At 64.9% G+C, this 19,199-nt stretch carries 18 protein-coding genes and 1 pseudogene; 13 read left to right on the forward strand and 6 right to left on the reverse strand.

The genetic code is table 11. From position 1 onward, the window contains the following. Window positions 1-63 precede the first annotated feature (63 nt). Both ACWPWT_RS11080 and rimM read left to right on the forward strand, forming a co-directional pair. A complete protein-coding gene (locus tag ACWPWT_RS11080; RefSeq protein WP_261270894.1) occupies window positions 64-204 on the forward strand; it encodes a hypothetical protein in 141 nt (46 codons plus the stop codon). Then, the gene (gene rimM, locus ACWPWT_RS11085; protein WP_454279664.1) at window positions 176-670 is read left to right on the forward strand and encodes a ribosome maturation factor RimM; all 495 of its coding nucleotides are present in this window, start codon (window positions 176-178) and stop codon (window positions 668-670) included. The genes ACWPWT_RS11080 and rimM overlap by 29 nt, the downstream gene beginning before the upstream one ends. On the opposite strand, the gene ACWPWT_RS11090 is transcribed toward rimM, so the two are convergent. Next, window positions 660-1,568 (reverse strand): NAD(P)/FAD-dependent oxidoreductase, encoded by a 909-nt coding sequence (locus tag ACWPWT_RS11090; RefSeq protein ID WP_454279921.1) that lies wholly within the window; start codon window positions 1,566-1,568, stop codon window positions 660-662. The two genes, rimM and ACWPWT_RS11090, sit on opposite strands and share 11 nt — an antisense overlap. A gap of 86 nt (window positions 1,569-1,654) precedes the next feature. Here ACWPWT_RS11090 and ACWPWT_RS11095 point away from each other — a divergent pair, with 86 nt between their 5' ends. The 4 genes and pseudogenes from ACWPWT_RS11095 (at window position 1,655) to rplS (ending at window position 3,423) form a co-directional block, all read left to right on the forward strand. Continuing rightward, window positions 1,655-1,927: an AbrB/MazE/SpoVT family DNA-binding domain-containing protein gene (locus ACWPWT_RS11095; RefSeq protein ID WP_454279665.1), complete on the forward strand. Its 273-nt coding sequence runs from the start codon at window positions 1,655-1,657 to the stop codon at window positions 1,925-1,927. Next, on the forward strand, window positions 1,920-2,303 hold the full coding sequence (locus ACWPWT_RS11100) for a PIN domain-containing protein (RefSeq protein WP_454279666.1): 384 nt from the start codon (window positions 1,920-1,922) through the stop codon (window positions 2,301-2,303). Before ACWPWT_RS11095 ends, ACWPWT_RS11100 begins: the two co-directional genes overlap by 8 nt. Then, a pseudogene (trmD, locus tag ACWPWT_RS11105) lies at window positions 2,300-3,015 on the forward strand (tRNA (guanosine(37)-N1)-methyltransferase TrmD); the annotation flags it as partial. The gene ACWPWT_RS11100 and the pseudogene trmD, both read left to right, overlap by 4 nt. Window positions 3,016-3,030: 15 nt before the next feature. Continuing rightward, on the forward strand, window positions 3,031-3,423 hold the full coding sequence (rplS, locus tag ACWPWT_RS11110; protein ID WP_230481476.1) for a 50S ribosomal protein L19: 393 nt from the start codon (window positions 3,031-3,033) through the stop codon (window positions 3,421-3,423). Window positions 3,424-3,643: 220 nt separating this feature from the next. Here rplS and ACWPWT_RS11115 read toward each other — a convergent pair whose 3' ends face one another. The 4 genes from ACWPWT_RS11115 to ACWPWT_RS11130 form a co-directional block, all read right to left on the reverse strand. Further along, the gene (locus ACWPWT_RS11115) at window positions 3,644-4,285 is read right to left on the reverse strand and encodes a peptidylprolyl isomerase (protein WP_454279667.1); all 642 of its coding nucleotides are present in this window, start codon (window positions 4,283-4,285) and stop codon (window positions 3,644-3,646) included. Between the two features lie 148 nt (window positions 4,286-4,433). After that, window positions 4,434-6,461, reverse strand: a complete 2,028-nt coding sequence (gene rpoD, locus ACWPWT_RS11120; RefSeq protein WP_454279668.1) for an RNA polymerase sigma factor RpoD — start codon at window positions 6,459-6,461, stop codon at window positions 4,434-4,436. 142 nt (window positions 6,462-6,603) lie between these two features. Further along, window positions 6,604-8,451 (reverse strand): DNA primase, encoded by a 1,848-nt coding sequence (gene dnaG, locus ACWPWT_RS11125; protein WP_454279669.1) that lies wholly within the window; start codon window positions 8,449-8,451, stop codon window positions 6,604-6,606. Between the two features lie 96 nt (window positions 8,452-8,547). Further along, window positions 8,548-9,000 (reverse strand): GatB/YqeY domain-containing protein, encoded by a 453-nt coding sequence (locus ACWPWT_RS11130; protein ID WP_454279670.1) that lies wholly within the window; start codon window positions 8,998-9,000, stop codon window positions 8,548-8,550. 140 nt (window positions 9,001-9,140) lie between these two features. Between ACWPWT_RS11130 and carA the strand changes: the two genes are divergently transcribed. The 5 genes from carA (at window position 9,141) to ACWPWT_RS11155 (ending at window position 15,137) form a co-directional block, all read left to right on the forward strand. Beyond that, entirely contained in the window at window positions 9,141-10,325 is a 1,185-nt protein-coding gene (carA, locus tag ACWPWT_RS11135) for a glutamine-hydrolyzing carbamoyl-phosphate synthase small subunit (protein ID WP_454279671.1), read from the forward strand. Beyond that, window positions 10,322-10,591 (forward strand): hypothetical protein, encoded by a 270-nt coding sequence (locus tag ACWPWT_RS11140; RefSeq protein WP_454279672.1) that lies wholly within the window; start codon window positions 10,322-10,324, stop codon window positions 10,589-10,591. Before carA ends, ACWPWT_RS11140 begins: the two co-directional genes overlap by 4 nt. Continuing rightward, window positions 10,591-13,923, forward strand: a complete 3,333-nt coding sequence (gene carB, locus ACWPWT_RS11145) for a carbamoyl-phosphate synthase large subunit (protein WP_454279673.1) — start codon at window positions 10,591-10,593, stop codon at window positions 13,921-13,923. The genes ACWPWT_RS11140 and carB overlap by 1 nt, the downstream gene beginning before the upstream one ends. A 94-nt stretch (window positions 13,924-14,017) precedes the next feature. After that, entirely contained in the window at window positions 14,018-14,494 is a 477-nt protein-coding gene (gene greA, locus ACWPWT_RS11150; RefSeq protein ID WP_261270905.1) for a transcription elongation factor GreA, read from the forward strand. Window positions 14,495-14,498: 4 nt separating this feature from the next. Beyond that, window positions 14,499-15,137, forward strand: coding sequence for a rhomboid family intramembrane serine protease (locus ACWPWT_RS11155; protein ID WP_454279674.1), 639 nt, complete (start codon window positions 14,499-14,501; stop codon window positions 15,135-15,137). 147 nt (window positions 15,138-15,284) lie between these two features. On the opposite strand, the gene ACWPWT_RS11160 is transcribed toward ACWPWT_RS11155, so the two are convergent. Continuing rightward, window positions 15,285-15,500, reverse strand: coding sequence for a DUF4170 domain-containing protein (locus tag ACWPWT_RS11160; protein ID WP_261270907.1), 216 nt, complete (start codon window positions 15,498-15,500; stop codon window positions 15,285-15,287). A gap of 126 nt (window positions 15,501-15,626) precedes the next feature. Here ACWPWT_RS11160 and ACWPWT_RS11165 point away from each other — a divergent pair, with 126 nt between their 5' ends. Together ACWPWT_RS11165 and ACWPWT_RS11170 are read left to right on the forward strand one after the other, a co-directional pair. After that, window positions 15,627-16,877, forward strand: a complete 1,251-nt coding sequence (locus ACWPWT_RS11165; RefSeq protein WP_454279675.1) for an NAD(P)/FAD-dependent oxidoreductase — start codon at window positions 15,627-15,629, stop codon at window positions 16,875-16,877. Between the two features lie 75 nt (window positions 16,878-16,952). Continuing rightward, complete coding sequence (locus tag ACWPWT_RS11170; RefSeq protein WP_454279676.1) at window positions 16,953-19,193, forward strand: alpha-galactosidase; 2,241 nt, start codon at window positions 16,953-16,955, stop codon at window positions 19,191-19,193. Window positions 19,194-19,199 lie beyond the last annotated feature (6 nt).

Here is a 19,199-nt window from a genome sequence, read left to right on the forward strand (position 1 = left end):
TCCCAGGCATCGGAATGCGGGGCCATGCGTTATCCGAAGCCCTTGGCTTCAGGAGAATAGCGCATGACCCCGCCGACCGAACCCGATCCCCGGACCGCACCCGACGATAATGACGACGCGACCAACCAAGGCGTCTCCGCCCCAGAACCCGTCGAAGGCGGCGATGACACCCCCGATGGCGACTCCGACTCGCCAGCCGGGTGAACCCCGCGTCACGCTGGCGGTGATCGTCGGCGCGCATGGCATTGGGGGCGAGGTTCGGCTCAAGGTCTTCGCCGAAGACCTGTCGGGCTATTCCGCCTTCAATGACGGGGCGTTGACCCTGAAATCGGTGCGGGAAGGCTCGAACGGCGTCATCGCGCGTCTGGTCGAAGTGACCGACCGCAATGCCGCCGAAGCGCTGCGCGGTACGGAATTGACCGTGCCACGCTCGGCGCTCCCCCCGCTCGAAGAGGGGGAATATTATCATGCCGACATCATCGGGCTTCCCGCGATCGCCAGCGATGGCGAGCCACTGGGCCAGGTCGTGCTGATCGAGAATTTCGGCGCGGGTGACGTGCTGGAAATCGAACGTCCCGATGGCCGCCGCTTCATGGTGCCGATGAAGGCGGAGGCGGTGCCCGAATGGAATCAGGACCGCCTGATCGTGGATCGCGCTTTCATCGCCTGATCGGCGTCTGCTCATTGAGCAGGTTACGGATCGTCGTCGCGGCGACCCCGGCCTCGCCCATCGCGTGGCTGATCTGATCCAGCCCCTTCACCACATCCCCCGCCGCAAACAGGCCGGGGATCGACGTGCGCTGATGGTCGTCCACCTCCAGGCAACCGCTCGGGTCGGCCTTGGCCCCCGCCGATACCGCCAGTTCCGATCGGATGCGCGATCCCATCGCCGGATAGACGCTGTCGAAGCGCATCCGCCCGTTCGCAGTGTCCAGCGCGAGACAATCCCCCTCGATCGCCCAGCCGCCACAGGGTCCGTCCACGCGCGCGATACCGGCTTCGTCCAGCGCCGCGGCGCAGCGGGGATCGAGGTCATGTGCCGCATCCGGCGCGATCAACGTCACGTCGCGGGTGAAGCCGCGCAGGAACAGCGCCTCGCGCATGCCATGGTCGCTGGTGCCGATGACACCGACACGCTTGTCGGTCACTTCATAGCCGTCGCACACCGGGCAGTAGCGCAGCAGACCCCGCTGGAGCGCCGGATCATGGACTTCGGGCAGCAGATGCTTGGGCCGGTGGTTGACGACACCCGTCGCCAGCAGCACCGTCCGGGTGAGATGGTCGCCCTGCGCGGTGGTGATGCGGAAATGCCCATCCTCGGGATGGAGGCCGGTTACGCGTTGCGGAATGCAATGCGCGCCATAGCGCCTGGCCTGCTCGTGCATTCGGGCCAGCAGCGCCTTTCCGCTGATCCCCTCGGGATAGCCGGCATGATTATGCGTGCAGGGAATCATCGCCGCGCGGCTCGATCCGCTGTCGAACATCCGGATTTTGAGATGGTAACGGGCGAGATAGATCGCCGCCGTCAGTCCGGCCGGGCCTGCGCCGATGATGATGCAATCGTCCATGGCGAAGGCAAAGCGCGAGCCTGCGCAACGTTCCTTGCCCGACAGGGCGGTTCGATGTATATACATGGTGTATATACGGAGATTTTATGGGTAAGGACTTTCAGGCCAAGGTCTTCCGCTCGGGCAACTCGCTCGCGCTGCGCCTCCCCGCCGCGCTGGGTCTTACCGAGGGCACCGAGATGATCCTCCGCGAAGAGCAGGGGCGCTATGTGTTCGAGCCCGTTCAGGCGCCGCGAAAGACGATCGACCTGACGGGTATCGCCGGGTCGATGCCGTGGCTGGAGCCGTTGACGCGCGAGGATTTCGAAATGGAACCGCGCGAGCTGGATTGGGACGGAAAGCTGCTCGGTCGTGATTGAGCCGCGCTATCTGCTCGACTCCAATATCTGCATCTATGTTCTGCGCGATGCAGAGGGGAGGGCCGCCCAGCATCTGGCGACCTGCGAGCCGGGCAGTGCCGTCGCATCGGCGATCACTTATGCCGAGATCATGCGCGGGCTGGAGCGTCATGGTGCGGAGGCAATTGCGGCATTTGATCGCTTTTTCGAGCGCGTGCCGATATTGCCGTTCGACCGGCGTGCCGCATCTGCCTATGCGACGATTCCATTCCGCCGGGGGCGGTTCGATCGATTGATCGGCGCACACGCCCTGGCAACCGGGCTGACGCTGGTGACCAACAACGAGGCCGCCTTCGCCGACATCCCCGGCCTGACCATCGAGAACTGGACGCTGTGACCTTTCGCGCAACGATATTGACACTCTATCCGGAGATGTTTCCGGGACCGCTCGGGGCTTCGCTGGCGGGGCGGGCGCTGCGCGAGGATCGCTGGGCGCTGGAGACGGTGCAGATCCGCGACTTCGCCACCGACAAGCATCGCTCGGTCGACGATACGCCCGCTGGCGGCGGCGCGGGCATGGTGCTGCGCGCCGATGTGCTGGCGGCGGCGGTGGACTCGGTGGCGGACGACCGGCCCGTGCTGGCGATGACGCCGCGCGGGCGCCCGCTGACCCAGCCGCGCGTGCGCGAGCTGGCGGAGGGGCCGGGCGTCACCGTGCTGTGCGGCCGGTTCGAGGGGTTCGACGAACGCTTGTTCGAGGCGCGCGGCATCGAACAAGTGTCGATCGGCGACTATATCCTGTCGGGCGGTGAGATGGGGGCGCTGGTGCTGCTCGACGCTTGCGTTCGGCTGCTTCCCGGCGTAATGGGCGCGGCTTCCAGTGGAGTCGAGGAAAGCTTCGAAAGCGGCCTCCTCGAATATCCGCAATATACCCGTCCTGCTGAGTGGGAAGGGCGCACGATCCCTGAAGTGCTGCGATCGGGGGATCATGCGAAAATCGCAAAATGGCGTCATGCCAGGGCTTGCGAGGATACACGGTCAAGGCGGCCGGACCTTTGGGAACGTCATGAGGGCGTTCGGGTCGGTCGCCCTCTGGCGCGCGGCGACGATTGAGGAATAGTGTCATGAACGTGATCCAGCAAATCGAAGCTGAGCAGATCGCCAAGTTCAACGAGACGAAGAAGATCCCCGAATTCCGCCCCGGCGACACGCTGAAGGTCGGTGTGAAGGTCGTCGAAGGCGAGCGCACCCGCGTCCAGTTCTATGAGGGCGTCTGCATCGCCCGCGCGAACAAGGGCATGGGCTCGTCGTTCACCGTCCGCAAGATCTCCTTCGGTGAGGGTGTGGAGCGCGTCTTCCCGCTCTACTCGCCGAACGTCGACTCGATCGAGGTCGTTCGCAAGGGCGCCGTGCGTCGCGCGAAGCTCTATTATCTGCGTGGCCGCACCGGCAAGTCGGCGCGTATCGCCGAGCGTCGCGACACGCGTCCGGCCAAGGGCACCGCGGCCGCCGAGTAATCGGCGCGGCGGATCGCTCCAGCGGTTCGACAGGGAAGGGGCGGTGGCACCGATCGGTGTCGCCGCCCTTTTTCTTTGCTCCGAACCACCGCTCAGCGAGACAAAATATTGTCTCCCGTTCGGCCTGAGCGAAGTCGAAGGCCACGCTTCAACGCTCGCCACATCATGGGGCGAGGGTATCCCTTCGCCTTCGCCCAGGCCGAACGGAGGGGAGGGGGCGTTATCCCCCGAAATTGTACAGCCACATCTTCGGTTCGCCCGTGGGCCGAGGCTTGCCGTCCAGACGCTTGGCGGTGATCAGCCGGACCGGTTGCAGGATCATCTGCCCCTTCATCGCGTCCATGCCGCCGCCCGAGGGCTTGGCGAGGATCTTCTTCACCGTATCCATGCCCGCAACGACCCGCCCGAACGCGGCATAGCCCTGATAGCCCGGCCGGGCATCCATGCCCGGCGTCGGGCCGACGGTGATGAAGAAATTGCCGCCGGCCGATTTGGGCGACTGGCCCCGCGCCATCGAAATGGTGGCGTCGAGATGCTTGATCCCCGTCTGCGCCGTCGTCTCCAGGGGGAAGGGCGGCAGGATGCGCCGCGCGTCGGTGCGGATGCCGCCCTGGACGAAGCCTTGCCGCGGATTCCGCTTGTCGCGGGCCGCCCGGTAGAAGCTGGTGCCGTCGAACCGGCCATCATCGACATAGGCCAGGAAATTGGCACTGGTCGCGGGCGCATGGCGCGTATCGAGCGCGATCACGATCGGCCCTTCCGAGGTATTCAACTGGACCCGGACATAGCCGGGGCGGGGGACATTATTGTTGGCAGGGGCTGCGGCGACCAGCAGCGCAAGGAGGGGCAACGCATACTTCATGGTGGGCGGCTTACCGTTTTCCGCCCGGCTTGTGGAGGGGGAGGCCCGACCGTGAATGCGGCGACCGGGGCAGCGCTACGGATGCCGATACGAAAAGGGCCGCCGATCCTTCGACCGGCGACCCTTTGCCTCATCATCGTGCCTGGCTTTACTGATCCAGGAAGCTGCGCATCTTGCGGCTGCGGCTGGGATGCTTCAGCTTGCGAAGCGCCTTGGCCTCAATCTGGCGGATACGCTCGCGCGTCACCGAGAATTGCTGGCCGACCTCTTCCAGCGTGTGGTCGGTGTTCATGCCGATGCCGAAGCGCATGCGCAGCACGCGCTCCTCGCGCGGGGTCAGGCTGGCCAGGACGCGGGTGACCGTTTCCTTCAGGTTCGCCTGGATCGCCGCATCCACCGGGATGACCGCATTCTTGTCCTCGATGAAGTCGCCCAGATGCGAATCCTCCTCGTCGCCGATCGGCGTTTCGAGCGAGATCGGCTCCTTGGCGATCTTCATCACCTTGCGCACCTTCTCCAGCGGCATGGAGAGGCGCTCGGCCATCTCCTCCGGGGTCGGCTCGCGGCCCTGCTCGTGCAGGAACTGGCGGCTGGTGCGGACCAGCTTGTTGATCGTCTCGATCATGTGGACCGGGATGCGGATGGTCCGCGCCTGGTCGGCGATCGAGCGGGTGATCGCCTGCCGGATCCACCACGTCGCATAGGTGCTGAACTTATAGCCGCGGCGATATTCGAACTTATCGACCGCCTTCATCAGGCCGATATTGCCCTCCTGGATCAGGTCCAGGAATTGCAGGCCGCGATTGGTGTATTTCTTGGCGATCGAGATGACGAGGCGCAGATTGGCCTCGACCATTTCCTTCTTGGCGATGCGGGCCTCGCGCTCACCCTTCTGCACCATGTTCACGATGCGGCGGAATTCGGTCAGCGCCATGCCGGTCTGCTGCGAAATCTCGGCGATCTCGCTGCGGATGCGGTCGACGGTGGCGGCCTCGTTGGACGCGAAATTGCCCCACTTCTTGTCGAGCCCGCGCACCGTGTCGAGCCAGTTCTCGTCCAGCTCGTGACCCAGATAGCGGTCGAGGAAGTCCTTGCGGTTGACCTTGTGCCGCTCGGCCAGGCGCAGCATCTGGCCGCCCAGCGCGGTCAGGCGGCGGTTGAAGGCGTAGAGCTGGTCGACCAGGAATTCGATCTTGGCGTTGTGGAACTGGACGCTCTCGACCTCGGCCGTCAGCTCCTCGCGCAGCTTGTGATATTTGCGCTCGTCCGCCGCCGACAATTCGCCGCCCAGCGCCATGGATTCCAGACGCTGCTGCTGAACCTTCGAGAACTTCTTGTAGATGTTCGTGATGTTGGCAAACTTCTCCAGCGCCTGCGGCTTGAGCGTCTCCTCCATCTGGGCGAGGCTGAGGGTGTTATCCTCTTCCTCGTCCTCGGCGCGGGGCCCACGGCGTTCGCCGCCCTCACCATCCTCGTCGTCGACCGAGGGTTCCTCGGGCTCTTCTTCTTCCTTGAACTGCGGACCGGCGTTCTTGGCGCTGATCTCGCCATTGTCGTCCTCGTCCTCCTCGCCCAGATTTTCCGGGCCGGCGTCCTTGGACAGCATGGCGTCGAGATCCAGGATCTCGCGAAGCTGCATCGTGCCTTCGTTCAGCGCGGTCGACCAGTCGATGATCGCGTTGAAGGTGATCGGGCTTTCGCACAGCCCCAGGATCATCGTGTCGCGACCCGCCTCGATCCGCTTGGCGATGGCAATCTCGCCCTCGCGCGACAGCAGTTCCACCGCGCCCATCTCGCGCAGGTACATGCGGACCGGATCGTCGGTACGATCGACGGTTTCCTTCTTCTTCGCCTCGGGCTGAGGACCGGAATCGGCGTCGCCATCCGTGGTATCGGCGTCGTCGGCCTCTTCCTCGGTCTCGCCGTCCTCGCCCTGTTCCTCATTCTCGACGATATTGACGCCCATCTCGTTGAGGGCGGCCATGATATCTTCAAGCTGATCCGAGGACATCTGGTCCTGCGGCAGCGCTTCGTTGAGCTGGTCGTACGTGATGTAGCCGCGCTTCTTGGCGCGCGCGATCAGCTTCTTGATCGACGCCTCGTTCAGGTCGATCAGCGGCGCATCGCCCGTTTCCGTGGTATCGGTCGTATCCGCCGCCATATTCGCCTTCGCCATCAAATGCCCTCGGGTCTCAATGCCCGGCCTCTTTCACGCACGCCGCCGGTTTGGCAAGCGGGTGAGGGGGCCATGCGTAATTTTCCAGTGTGGGCGCAATCCGCCCAATATGCCCCGGATATGGGGCGCGGGGTTGCCTGTATCAAGCGGCCTCCCCGGCTTGCCTGTCCGCCAGGTCGCGCACATTCTCCAGCCAGCTATAGAGCTGGTCGAGCGACTGCGCATGCGCGGCGTGGCACCGCGTCTGTTCGGCGAAGCGATCCTCGGTCATGTCCGACTGGAACGCCTCGACCGCGCGCTCGCGATTGGCGCGCGTCTCGCTTTCCTCCAGCATCACCTCGATGACCTTTTCCAGATCGCGCACGGCGATGGCGGGGTCGGACATCTTGCTGAAGAAGCTGAAGGCGAGGTCGCGGGTATAGTCGCGCGCGTCGATCGGGTTGACGTCTGATTGAGCCAAAATTTGCTCAATCCAACTTTCGACTAAGGCCGATTCTTGAGTTGACCAAGTTGGATTTTCAATCGCGATATCAAGAAGGTGGTTCTGCCAATTCTTTAAATAGCGATCTTTTAAATCAAGTCGGCTGATTTCGTCCATGTAACGATAGAGAACCTGCGGATAACGCATGAGCCCTAGGAGCATTGCGCGAATTAAGGCGTATTCAACGCCGCGTCCGGCATGCCGATTGGCTTGCGAAACCGCGTCATGAAGTGCCGCAGCATTGACGCGTCGGATGCCGAAGATGTCGAAATAGCGCGACATCATGGCGCGCTTATATTCGTAGGCCAGATCCTTGTGCGGGATCTGCTGCGCCAGTTCCTCCAGCCGCTGCTTCAGTGCCGCGCGTCCTTCGGGCGTGTCGGTCTGCGCCTGCGCGATCTCCGACTGCCAGAGCAGATCGCTGAGCGGCATGGCGCGGGTGAGCACCGCCTCGAAGCCCGCCGCGCCCTTTTCCTGGACGAGGTCGTCGGGATCCTGGCCTTGCGGCAGGGTGACGAAGGACAGGCTCTTGCCCGGCTGGAGCAGCGGTAGCGCGCGGTGGGCGGCGCGGATCGCGGCCTTCTGTCCGGCCGCATCGCCGTCGAAGCAGAGCGTGGGCACATCGACCATCCGCCACAGCCGTTCGATCTGATGCTCGGTCAGCGCGGTGCCCAGCGGCGCGACCGCTTCCTCGATCCCGGCCTGGGCGAGGGCGATCACGTCCATATAGCCCTCGACCACCAGCACCCGGCCGGATTTGCGCACCGCAGGCGCGGCGCGGTCGAGATTGTAGAGCGTGCGCCCCTTATCGAAGAGCGGGGTATCGGGGGAGTTCAGATATTTCGGCTCGCCCTCGCCGATGATCCGGCCGCCGAACGCGATCACCCGTCCGCGCGCGTCGCGGATCGGGATCATCAACCGGCCGCGGAAGCGGTCGTACGGGTCCTTGCCGTCAACCTTGATCAGCAAACCGCACTCGATCAGCGCGGGGTCGCCATAATCCTTGAGCGCGGCCTTGAGTTTGCCCCGGCTGTCTGGCGCGAATCCCAGCCCGAAGGCGCGGGCAGTGTCCGGCGTGACCCGGCGGCGGGTCAGCAGTTCCCGAGCGTCACCGCCCGACAGGCCGCCCAGCTGTTCGGAGAACCAGGCGGCGGCGTCTGCCATCGCATCGTGCAGCCCTTTGGCCCGCTCCGCCTTTTGCGCGGCGCGGCGGTCCTGTGCGGGGACTTCGAGCCCGGCCGCCTGCGCCAGTTCCTTGACCGCATCGATAAAGGGCAGGCCGCGCTGGTCGGTCATCCAGCGAATGGCATCGCCATGCGCCGAGCAGCCGAAACAATGGTAAAAGCCCTTGTCGTCGTTGACGTAGAAGCTGGGCGTCTTTTCGTTATGGAAAGGGCAGCAGCCCTTATATTCGCGGCCTGCCTTTTGCAGCTTCACCGTCTTGCCGATCAGTGCCGACAGACTGGTCCGAGCACGAAGCTCGTCAAGGAATTGCGGGGTCAGGCTCATGGCGTCCTCGCGATTATAAACCCTATCGCGAAGGGGCCGTTTTGGCAAGGAAAATGGGGCGGGGAGCGGCGTGGCTCGCCTGCTCCCCGACCATAGTTAAGCCAGCGCCGCCTTCACCAGCCCGCTCGCCTTGCTCATGTCGAGCACCGCGGCGTGCCGCGCCTTCAGCTCGGCCATCACCCGGCCCATGTCCTTCATGCCCGACGCGCCGATCTCCGCCTTGATCGCCTCGATCGCGGCCTTGGTTTCGTCCTCGGTCAGCGTCTGCGGCAGGAAGCGCTCGATCACCGCGACCTCGGCCTTTTCCTGATCGGCCAGTTCCTGGCGACCGCCCTGTTCGTACATGGCGATCGATTCGCGCCGCTGCTTGACCATCTTCTGCAGCACTTCGATCACGACCATGTCGTCATCGGCGGGCGCTTTGCCGGTGCGGAGTTCGATGTCGCGGTTCTTGATGGCGGCCTGAATCAGGCTGATCGCCGCGCGGCTTTCCTTGTCGCCCGCTTTCATGGCGGCCACCTGCGCGGCCTTGATGTCGTCGCGAATCATGTTTTTTCCGTCTTGTCTGAAAGGCGGGGACGATAGCCGATGGAACCAATTCCGTGAACCGGTTGACGGATGGTCCATCGGGGTCTAGCGGACGCCACTTAGCGACATTGCAGACATTTTAGCAGGAGTGCCCGCCGATCATGGCCGACGCCAAGCCATTCGCCATGCCCGAAAAGCCTGAAGGCGCCACGGGCGTTCTCGTTCTGGCGAACGGAGACGTGTTATGGGGGCGCGGTTTCGGCGTCGAGGGTGATGCCGTCGGCGAGGTGTGCTTCCACACCGCGATGACCGGCTATCAGGAGATCATGACCGATCCGTCCTTCGCCGGGCAGATCATCACCTTCACCTTCCCGCATATCGGCAACGTCGGCGCGAACCCCGACGATATCGAGGCGGACGCGCCGCACGCGCTGGGCATGATCGTCCGCGAGGACCCGACCGCCCCGTCCAACTTCCGCGCGATGGAGAACCTCGCCGGATGGATGGCGCGGCACAACCGCATCGGCCTGGCGGGCATCGACACCCGCGCGCTGACCCGCCGCATCCGTGCTGGCGGCGCGCCCAACGGCGTGATTGCGCATTCGGCTTCGGGCGAGTTCGACATCGCCGCGCTGCTCGAAAAGGCGAAGGCCTGGCCGGGGCTGGAGGGCATGGACCTCGCCAAGGACGTGTCGACCGAGTTGCATTATGGCTGGGGCGAGACCCGCGAGGGCGGGTTGTGGCGGCTGGGCTTCGGCTATGCAGGCGCGGAGGGCGAAGATCGCCCGCACGTCGTCGCGATCGATTATGGCAGCAAGCACAACATCTTCCGCAATCTGGTTCAGGCCGGAGCGAAGGTGTCGGTGGTCCCCGCCACGGCCTCTTATGAAGACGTGATGGCGCTGAACCCGGACGGCATCTTCCTGTCCAACGGCCCCGGCGATCCGGCGGCAACGGGCGAATATACCGTGCCGGTGATCCGCCAGCTGCTCGACACGGGCAAGCCGCTGTTCGGCATTTGCCTGGGCCACCAGCTTCTGGGCCTGGCGGTCGGCGCCAAGACCACCAAGATGCACCAGGGCCATCGCGGCGCGAACCACCCGGTCAAGCGCCTGTCCGACGGTCTGGTCGAGATCACCAGCATGAACCACGGCTTCGCGGTCGAGCGCGAGACGCTCCCTGCGAATGCGCGCGAAACGCATGTGTCGCTGTTCGACGGGTCGAATGCGGGCCTGGAACTGACCGACCGCCCGGCCTTCTCGGTCCAGTACCACCCCGAAGCCTCGCCGGGGCCGCAGGACAGCTTCTATCTGTTCGAGCGGTTCGTGGGGGCGCTTCGGAAATGAGCCTGTTGCTCGCACTTGCCTTGCAGGTCGCGGCGCAACCGACCCGGCCCCAGCGTCAGGTGAGTCAGGCTGACCTGAACGCCATGGCCGACGCGTGCCACGCGCCGCGTAGCTGGCTGGTGCTGAAAGGCCGTGAAGTCGTGTTTCGGGGAAGCCCCAATGCCGATTTCGCCAAGATTGAGTGCGTGCTCAAAAAAGTCAGCGCAGTCGTGCCGATGAACAAGATCGGCTTCATCGGCAACGCACAAGCTTCGGAAGAAAAGTAATGCCAAAACGCACCGACATCTCCTCCATCCTCGTCATCGGCGCTGGCCCGATCGTCATCGGTCAGGCGTGCGAGTTCGACTATTCGGGCACGCAGGCGATCAAGGCCTTGAAGGAAGAGGGCTATCGCATCGTCCTGGTCAATTCGAACCCGGCGACGATCATGACCGATCCCGAGCTGGCCGACGCGACCTATGTCGAGCCGATCACGCCCGCGGTCGTCGCCAAGATCATCGAGAAGGAGCGCCCCGACGCGGTCCTGCCGACCATGGGCGGCCAGACTGCGCTGAACACCGCGCTGGCGCTGTTCCATGACGGCACGCTGGAAAAGTTCGGCGTCCAGATGATCGGCGCCGATGCCGAGGCGATCGACAAGGCCGAGGACCGGCAGAAATTCCGTCAGGCGATGGACAAGATCGGGCTGGAATCGGCCCGCTCGGCAATCGCCCATACCGAGGCGGAGGCGCTGGCGGGGCTGGAGAAGGTCGGCCTGCCCGCGATCATCCGCCCCAGCTTCACGCTGGGCGGCACCGGCGGCGGCGTCGCGTATAACCGCGAGGAGTTCATCGCGATCGTCCGCGCCGGGCTCGACGCCTCGCCGACGACCGAGGTGCTGATCGAGGAATCGCTCCTCGGTTGGAAGGAATATGAGATGGAGGTCGTGCGCGATCGCAACGACAATTCCATCATCATCTGCTCGATCGAGAATATCGATCCGATGGGCGTCCATACCGGCGACTCGATCACCGTCGCGCCCGCGCTGACCCTGACCGACAAGGAATATCAGATCATGCGCAACGCCAGCCTGGCGGTGCTGCGTGAGATCGGCGTGGAGACGGGCGGCTCGAACGTGCAGTTCGCGGTCAATCCGAAGGACGGCCGCCTGATCGTCATCGAGATGAACCCGCGCGTGTCGCGCTCCTCGGCGCTGGCGTCGAAGGCGACCGGCTTCCCGATCGCCAAGGTCGCGGCCAAGCTCGCGGTCGGCTATACGCTGGACGAGATCGAGAACGACATCACCGGCGCGACCCCGGCTTCGTTCGAACCGACGATCGACTATGTCGTCACCAAGATCCCGCGCTTCGCCTTCGAGAAGTTCAAGGGCTCGGAGCCCGTCCTCTCCACCGCGATGAAGTCGGTCGGCGAGGTGATGGCGATCGGCCGCAACATCCATGAATCGATGCAGAAGGCGCTGCGTGGGCTCGAGACCGGCCTGAGCGGCTTCAATGACGTCGAACACCTCGTCGGCGCGCCGCGTGCCGAGATCGAGGCGGCGCTCGCCAAGGCGACCCCGGACCGGCTGCTGGTCGCGGCCCAGGCGCTGCGCGAAGGCTTCACCGTCGCCGAGGTCCATGCGATCGCCAAGTACGATCCCTGGTTCCTGGAGCGGATCGCCGAGATCGTCGCGGCCGAAGCCGAGGTGATGCAGAACGGCCTTCCACAGGATGCGGCAGGAATGCGCCGCCTGAAGGCGATGGGCTTCTCCGACAAGCGGCTGGCTTATCTGGCACTGCAGTCGGCTAATTTGCGCGGCATGGATCGCGGCATCGCGCGCGGCTCGGGCCTCATCCATGAGGTCGTCAAGATGATGACCGGCGGCGTGACCGAGCAGGAGGTGCGAGAGCATCGCCAGAAGCTGGGCGTCCGGCCCGTCTTCAAGCGGATCGACACCTGCGCGGCCGAGTTCGACGCCAAGACGCCGTATATGTACTCGACCTATGAAGCCCCGACCTTCGGCGAGCCCGAGGACGAGGCGGTGCCGAGCGACCGCAAGAAGATCGTGATCCTGGGCGGCGGTCCGAACCGGATCGGGCAGGGCATCGAGTTCGACTATTGCTGCTGCCACGCCTGCTTCGCGCTGGCGGATGCGGGCTATGAGACGATCATGGTCAACTGCAACCCGGAAACGGTCAGCACCGACTATGACACCTCGGACCGGCTCTATTTCGAGCCGCTGACCGCCGAGGACGTCCTCGCCATTCTCGACGTCGAGAAGTCGAAGGGCGAACTGGTCGGCGTGATCGTGCAGTTCGGCGGTCAGACCCCGCTGAACCTCGCCCGCGCGCTGGAATCGGCCGGTATCCCGATCCTGGGCACCAGCCCCGACGCGATCGACCTGGCCGAGGACCGCGAGCAGTTCGCGGCGCTGGTCGACAAGCTGAAGCTGCTCCAGCCCAAGAACGGCATCGCGCGCAGCCGTGAGGAAGCGCTGATCGTCGCCGAGCGGGTCGGCTACCCGGTGCTGATGCGCCCCAGCTTCGTGCTGGGCGGCCGCGCCATGGAGATTGTCGACGGGCCGCAGCAGCTGGAGGATTATATCCAGACGGCGGTGCAGGTGTCGGGTGATGCACCGGTCCTGATCGACCAGTATCTGCGCGATGCGATCGAGGTGGACGTGGATGCGATCTGCGACGGCGACCAGGTCGTCGTGGCGGGCGTGCTCCAGCATATCGAGGAAGCGGGCGTCCATTCGGGCGACTCGGCCTGCTCGCTGCCGCCCTACAGCCTGTCGGCCGAGATCATCGCCGAGATCGAGCGTCAGGCCGAGGCGCTCGCGCGCGGCCTGAACGTACGCGGCCTGATGAACATCCAGTTCGCGGTCAAGGACGGCCAGGTCTATCTGATCGAGGTCAACCCGCGCGCCAGCCGCACCGTGCCCTTCGTCGCCAAGGCGATCGGCACCCCCATCGCCAAGATCGCCGCACGCGTCATGGCGGGCGAGAAGCTGGCCGACCTGCCGCAGATCGATCGCCACATCGATTATTATGCGGTCAAGGAAGCGGTCTTCCCCTTCGCGCGCTTCCCCGGCGTCGATCCGGTGCTGTCGCCCGAAATGAAGTCGACCGGCGAGGTCATGGGCATCGACCCCGACTTCACCACGGCCTTCGCCAAGTCGCAGCTGGGGGCGGGCACCGTCCTGCCGACCAGCGGCGCGGTCTTCATCAGCCTGAAGGACGGCGACAAGGAACAGATCGTTCCCGCCGCCCGGATGCTGGCGGAGGCGGGCTTCGCGATCGTCGCGACCGGCGGCACCGCCGATTATCTCGACCGCGCAGGGGTCACGGTCGAGAAGATCAACAAGGTGGCGCAGGGACGGCCGCATATCGTGGACCGGATCAAGGACGGCGGCATCACCCTGATCTTCAACACGACCGAAGGGTGGCAGAGCCTGAAGGACTCCAAGCCGATCCGTCAGGCGGCGCTGGGACAGAAGATTCCCTACTTCACCACGGCGCCCGCCAGCGTCGAGGCGGCGAAGGCGATTGCCGCTGCTGGCAGCCGTGGTCTTGAAGTACGCCCCCTGCAATCCTACTATTCGCGTTCGCACAACTGATCCCGACATGAGAACATGATGTGCTGGCGGACCGCTCTCCCGGTTGGGAGGGCGGTCCGTACCGGGAATGCGTATGGAATTGGGGACAAGGATTATGGCGACCGTCGAAAAGATGCCGATGCTCCAGGAGGGCTATGACAAGCTCACCCAGGACCTGCGGCGTCTGAAAGAGGAACGGCCGCAGATCGTCGACGCGATCGAGGAAGCGCGCGCGCATGGCGACCTCTCCGAAAACGCCGAGTATCACGCGGCCAAGGAGCGTCAGGGCCAGATCGAGGCATCGATCGCCGATATCGAGGACAAGCTGAGCCGTGCGCAGATCATCGACCCGAAGGACTTGTCGGGTGACAAGATCGTGTTCGGCGCGACCGTCACGCTGCTCGACGAGGACGACAAGCCGGTCAAGTATCAGATCGTCGGCCAGACCGAGGCGGACGCCAAGACCGGCCGGATCAGCTATAATTCTCCGCTGGGCCGCGCGCTCATCGGGCGCAAGCTGGACGAAGAGGTCGAGGTGACGGTGCCGTCGGGCGACCGTTATTACGTCGTCAACAAGATCGAATTCATCTGATCCCATGGATTGGGCAGCGGCACGGGCGACGACGGCCATTGCGGCCGTCACGGCGATCGTGTCGCTGATCCTGATCGCGGGCGCTATGGTGCCTGAAGCGGCGGTTGCGGCGGGTTTCATTCCGTTGCGCTTCGAGGGGGCAGCTTTGCCCCCCGATTTCGGTTTTGCGGTACCGACCGTGCTGACCCCGTTGACCGCGACCCTGGTCCATGGCGGCCTGGCGCATATCGCATTCAACCTGATCATGCTGGTCTATTGCGGCGCGCAGACCGAACGCGCGATCGGGGCGCGCGGGATCGCGGTGCTCTATGTCGTCGGGGCCTATGCGGCAGCGATCGCGCAATATTTTCCCGATCCCGGCTCGCCTATGCCGATGATCGGCGCGAGCGGTGCGATTTCGGCGATCGTGGGAGCCTATGCTCTTCTCTATGGACGGCGTCGCGCGGCGAAGGGCGTGGCGGGACTGTCCGCCGAGGCGACCCATGTGCTGTGGCTGGCGGCGGGATGGATCGGCATCCAGTTGCTGATCGGCTATGCCGGCATGGGGATGGGCGCGATCGCGGTGGCGGCGCATATCGGCGGATTCATCGCCGGACTGGTCTTCGCCAAGCCACTGCTCTTGTGGCACTATCGTAACGCCTGAGGCGGGTCGGCTACCCCTGCACTTCGACTTTGCTGATGGCGAACGGAATGTAGGACAGGGGCGAGCAAAGGGTGGAACGCTATCCCAACCCGGTTCAGCCTGAGCGAAGTCGAAGGCCATGCCCCCGACCTCGCCCCAGTTGCGACATCAACCCAGCGAAGGCTCCAGCAGGCGGTGCAGATGCACCACCACGAACTTCATCTCCGCATCGTCGACCGTCCGCTGGGCGGCGGCGCGCCAGGCCTTTTCGGCGCTGGCATAGTCGGGAAAGACGCCGACCACTTCCAGCGCGGCGGGATCGACGAAATCGAGGGTCTGCGGGTCGCTGACGCGGCCGCCGAACACGAGGTGCAGCTTGCTCATGGTGTCTCCTGAGGGTTTGCCCTTTCCCTAGCGGCAACGCGGGCCCGATTGAAGACGCTGTTTCGCGCTTGCAACGCTTTGTCATGGTGATTGGCAGAAGGCGGCTTTCCATCCTAGGTTGTGCAGATGATCGACAGCCTCACCTCATCCTACGACATCGTCATCATCGGCACCGGCCATGCGGGTGCACAGGCCGCCATCGCCCTGCGCCAGGAGGGCTTTGACGGTACGATCGCCATGATCGGGGAGGAACGTCATCCGCCCTATGAGCGCCCGCCATTGTCCAAGGAATATCTGGCCGGGGACAAGCCGTTCGAGCGCATCCTGATCCGTCCGGAGCGCTTCTGGGAGGAACGCGACGTCGTGCTACGGCTCGGCGAACGCATCGTCGCGGTTGATGCCGAAGCGCGGCTGCTGACTACCGAGGCGGGGGCCGCGATCGAATATGGCACATTGATCTGGGCGGCTGGCGGTCATGCTCGGCGGCTTTCCTGCGATGGCCATGACCTGAAGGGCGTGCATGGCGTGCGGACCCGTGCCGATGTCGATCGCCTGATCGCCGAATTGCCCGATGTGCGCGACGTGGTGGTGATCGGCGGCGGCTATATCGGGTTGGAGGCTGCGGCCGTGCTGACCAAGTTCGGCAAGGCGGTGACGATCGTCGAGGCGCAGTCGCGTGTGCTGGCGCGTGTCGCGGGCGAGGCGCTGTCGCGCTTCTACGAGGCGGAGCATCGTGCGCATGGGGTGACTGTCCGGCTGAACGAGAGCGTAGCCTGCATCGAGGGGGAGGGCGCGGTCACCGGGGTTCGGTTGGCGGACGGATCTGTCCTGCCCGCGCAGATGGCGATCGTCGGGATAGGCATCATCCCCTCGGTCGAGCCGCTGGTTGCGGCGGGAGCGACCGGGCAGAATGGGGTGACCGTCGATGCGCAGGGTCGGACCAGCCTGCCGCATGTCTTTGCGATCGGCGATTGCGCGGCCCATGCCAATGACTTCGCCGATGGCGCGGTGATCCGGCTGGAGTCGGTGCAGAACGCCCATGACCAGGCGACGATCGCCGCGCGGACGCTGATGGGCAAGGACGTCGCCTATCATGCGGTGCCCTGGTTCTGGTCGAACCAATATGACCTGAAATTGCAGACGGTGGGCCTCTCCGCGGGCCATGACCAGGCGATATTGCGCGGCGATCCGGCGACCTGCAGCTTCTCGGTCGTCTATCTGCGACAAGGCCGGGTGATCGCGCTGGATTGCGTCAATGCCATGCGCGACTTCGTCCAGGGCAAGGCACTGGTCGCGGACGGAGCGATCGTGCCGGTCGAGGCGCTGGCCGACCCCGGCCGCCCGCTCAAGACACTCTGGCCGGTAACCAGCGCCTGACGTTTCCAAACAAGCACTTGCGTGGCGGGGCATCGCTATGTCAGACTTAATGCAAAGGTTTGCAGGAGAGGTCTGATGCGCTGGCGCAATGCGATTCTGGCGGGCGTGGGTTTGGTGGCGCTCGCAGCCCCGGTTTCCGCGAAGGTGACGGCTCCTGCTGGCGCCAGGGTCTTTCGCCTCGATGGCGGCGGGGTGACCTATGCCATGGGGGTGGACGAGAAGGGCTATCTCCAGCCGCTATATTGGGGTGCATCGCTGGCGGATGGGGATCCACTGGTGTCGGGGGATCCGGTCAAGACAGGCGATCCCATCGTGCTGAAGGCGCCGGGCGAATTGTCGGGCTTCGACCCCGCCGGTTCGGTGACGCTTCAGGAATATCCGGGGCAGGGGGAGGGGCTGGTCAGCGAGCCGGGCGTCAAGGCGCTGTTCGCCGATGGCAATCGCGACCTCGTTTTAAAGTATCGCAGCCACAAGACCAGCGGCGAGACGCTGACCGTCGAACTGGCGGATATTCGTCGGCCCCTGTTCGTCACCCTGACCTATAGCATCGATCCCGAGACCGGCATCGTCGCGCGCTCGGCCAAGGTGCGCAACGGCGATGCCAGGCCGGTGGAGGTCGATCAATTGGCGGCGGCCGTCCTGTCGCTGCCGGTTGGGGATGACTACCGGCTCCATTATCTGACCGGGCGCCACGCCGCGGAGTGGACGCAGAAGACCGTGCCCGTCGAGGCGGCGGCGACCGTGCTGGAAAGCCGTCGCGGCTCGACCGGCCATGGCAACAATCCCTGGTTCGCGATCGGGCGCGAAGGGCTGACCAGCGAGGTCGATGGCCCGGTCTGGTATGGCGCACTCGCCTGGTCGGGGTCGTTCCGGATCAGCGTGGCGTCGGACAATCTAGGCCGGGTGCGGATCGCGGGCGGGTACAACCCCTATGACTTTTCCTGGACGTTGAAGCCGGGCGAGACGCTTGACACGCCGGTCTTCTATGCGGGCTATTCGGACAAGGGGCTGGGCGGCGCGTCGCGGACCTTCCACCGATTCGAGGTTGCGCATATCCTGCCGCATGGGGACAAGGCGCGCCTGCGCCCGGTCCTCTACAATAGCTGGGAAGCGACCGCCTTCGACGTGACCGAGGCGGGGCAGATGGCCCTGGCGGAGAAGGCCGCGAAGATCGGCGTCGAGCGGTTCGTGGTCGATGACGGCTGGTTCGGCGCGCGCAACAGCGACAAGGCGGGGCTGGGCGACTGGACGGTGAACCCGACCAAATTCCCCAACGGCCTCAAGCCGCTGATCGATCGGGTGAAGGGCCTGGGCATGGACTTCGGCCTGTGGGTCGAGCCCGAGATGGTCAATGTCGACAGCGATCTCTACCGCGCGCATCCCGACTGGGTGCTGAACTTCCCCGATCGCCCCCGGACGGAGGGGCGCAACCAACTCGTCCTCAACCTCGCGCGTGCGGATGTCAGAGACCACCTCCTGGCCGTGCTCGACAAGCTGGTCGGCGAGAACGACATCGCGTTCCTGAAGTGGGATTATAACCGCAACTGGACCGAGGCGGGCTGGCCCGAACAGCCGGTCGCCGACCAGCAGCGCGTCTATGTCGAATATGTCCGCAACCTTTATTACATCCTGTCCGAATTGCGGCGGCGGCACCCGAAGCTGGAGATCGAGGCATGTTCGGGCGGCGGCGGCCGTGTCGATCTGGGCATCATCGGGCTGACCGACGAGGTCTGGCCATCGGATAACACCGACCCCGCCGACCGGCTGACCATCCAGGATGGCTTCACCCGCGCCTATCCCGTGGCGGTGATGATGGCATGGGTGACGGACAGCCCCAATTGGGCGAATACCCGCGTGACGAGCCTGGACTATCGCTTCCTGTCGTCGATGCAGGGAGGGCTGGGGATCGGCGCGAACCTCGATAAGTGGAACCCTACCGACTTCGCGACCGCCGCCAAATGGGTGTCCGCCTACAAGACGATCCGCGAGACGGTGCAGCGTGGGGCGCTCTATCGGCTGGAGTCTCCGACCGGCGACAATGCCACCGCGGCCACCATGTATGTCGGTCGCGACCGGCGGCAGGCGGTGCTGTTCCAGATGCTGCATTCGTCGATGTGGCGCGACAATCCGGCGGCGACTCATGCGCAGGGGCTGGACCCGGCGCGGGTCTATACGGTCAAGATGCTTGACGGCTCGGCCCGGCCTGCGGGGGTGCCGGAGCGGGCTTCGGGCGCCTATTGGATGAACCGTGGGCTTCGCGCGCCGCTAAAGGGCGATTATGTCGGCGCGGCGTTCGTGTTCGAGGCGGTGAACTGATCGGGG

Source organism: Sphingomonas sp. Marseille-Q8236 (assembly GCF_965112005.1).

Coding starts and splice junctions, on each gene's coding strand:
- dnaG (WP_454279669.1), bottom strand. CDS start 8,451: ATGAGCCTGACCCCGCAATTCCTTGACGAGCTTCGTGCTCGGACCAGT.
- rpoD (WP_454279668.1), bottom strand. CDS start 6,461: ATGGCGAAGGCGAATATGGCGGCGGATACGACCGATACCACGGAAACG.
- rimM (WP_454279664.1), top strand. CDS start 176: ATGGCGACTCCGACTCGCCAGCCGGGTGAACCCCGCGTCACGCTGGCG.
- ACWPWT_RS11095 (WP_454279665.1), top strand. CDS start 1,655: ATGGGTAAGGACTTTCAGGCCAAGGTCTTCCGCTCGGGCAACTCGCTC.
- ACWPWT_RS11140 (WP_454279672.1), top strand. CDS start 10,322: ATGAGCCTGTTGCTCGCACTTGCCTTGCAGGTCGCGGCGCAACCGACC.
- rplS (WP_230481476.1), top strand. CDS start 3,031: ATGAACGTGATCCAGCAAATCGAAGCTGAGCAGATCGCCAAGTTCAAC.
- ACWPWT_RS11130 (WP_454279670.1), bottom strand. CDS start 9,000: ATGATTCGCGACGACATCAAGGCCGCGCAGGTGGCCGCCATGAAAGCG.
- carA (WP_454279671.1), top strand. CDS start 9,141: ATGGCCGACGCCAAGCCATTCGCCATGCCCGAAAAGCCTGAAGGCGCC.
- ACWPWT_RS11170 (WP_454279676.1), top strand. CDS start 16,953: ATGCGCTGGCGCAATGCGATTCTGGCGGGCGTGGGTTTGGTGGCGCTC.
- ACWPWT_RS11080 (WP_261270894.1), top strand. CDS start 64: ATGACCCCGCCGACCGAACCCGATCCCCGGACCGCACCCGACGATAAT.
- ACWPWT_RS11165 (WP_454279675.1), top strand. CDS start 15,627: ATGATCGACAGCCTCACCTCATCCTACGACATCGTCATCATCGGCACC.
- greA (WP_261270905.1), top strand. CDS start 14,018: ATGGCGACCGTCGAAAAGATGCCGATGCTCCAGGAGGGCTATGACAAG.
- ACWPWT_RS11155 (WP_454279674.1), top strand. CDS start 14,499: ATGGATTGGGCAGCGGCACGGGCGACGACGGCCATTGCGGCCGTCACG.
- ACWPWT_RS11160 (WP_261270907.1), bottom strand. CDS start 15,500: ATGAGCAAGCTGCACCTCGTGTTCGGCGGCCGCGTCAGCGACCCGCAG.
- carB (WP_454279673.1), top strand. CDS start 10,591: ATGCCAAAACGCACCGACATCTCCTCCATCCTCGTCATCGGCGCTGGC.
- ACWPWT_RS11115 (WP_454279667.1), bottom strand. CDS start 4,285: ATGAAGTATGCGTTGCCCCTCCTTGCGCTGCTGGTCGCCGCAGCCCCT.
- ACWPWT_RS11090 (WP_454279921.1), bottom strand. CDS start 1,568: ATGGACGATTGCATCATCATCGGCGCAGGCCCGGCCGGACTGACGGCG.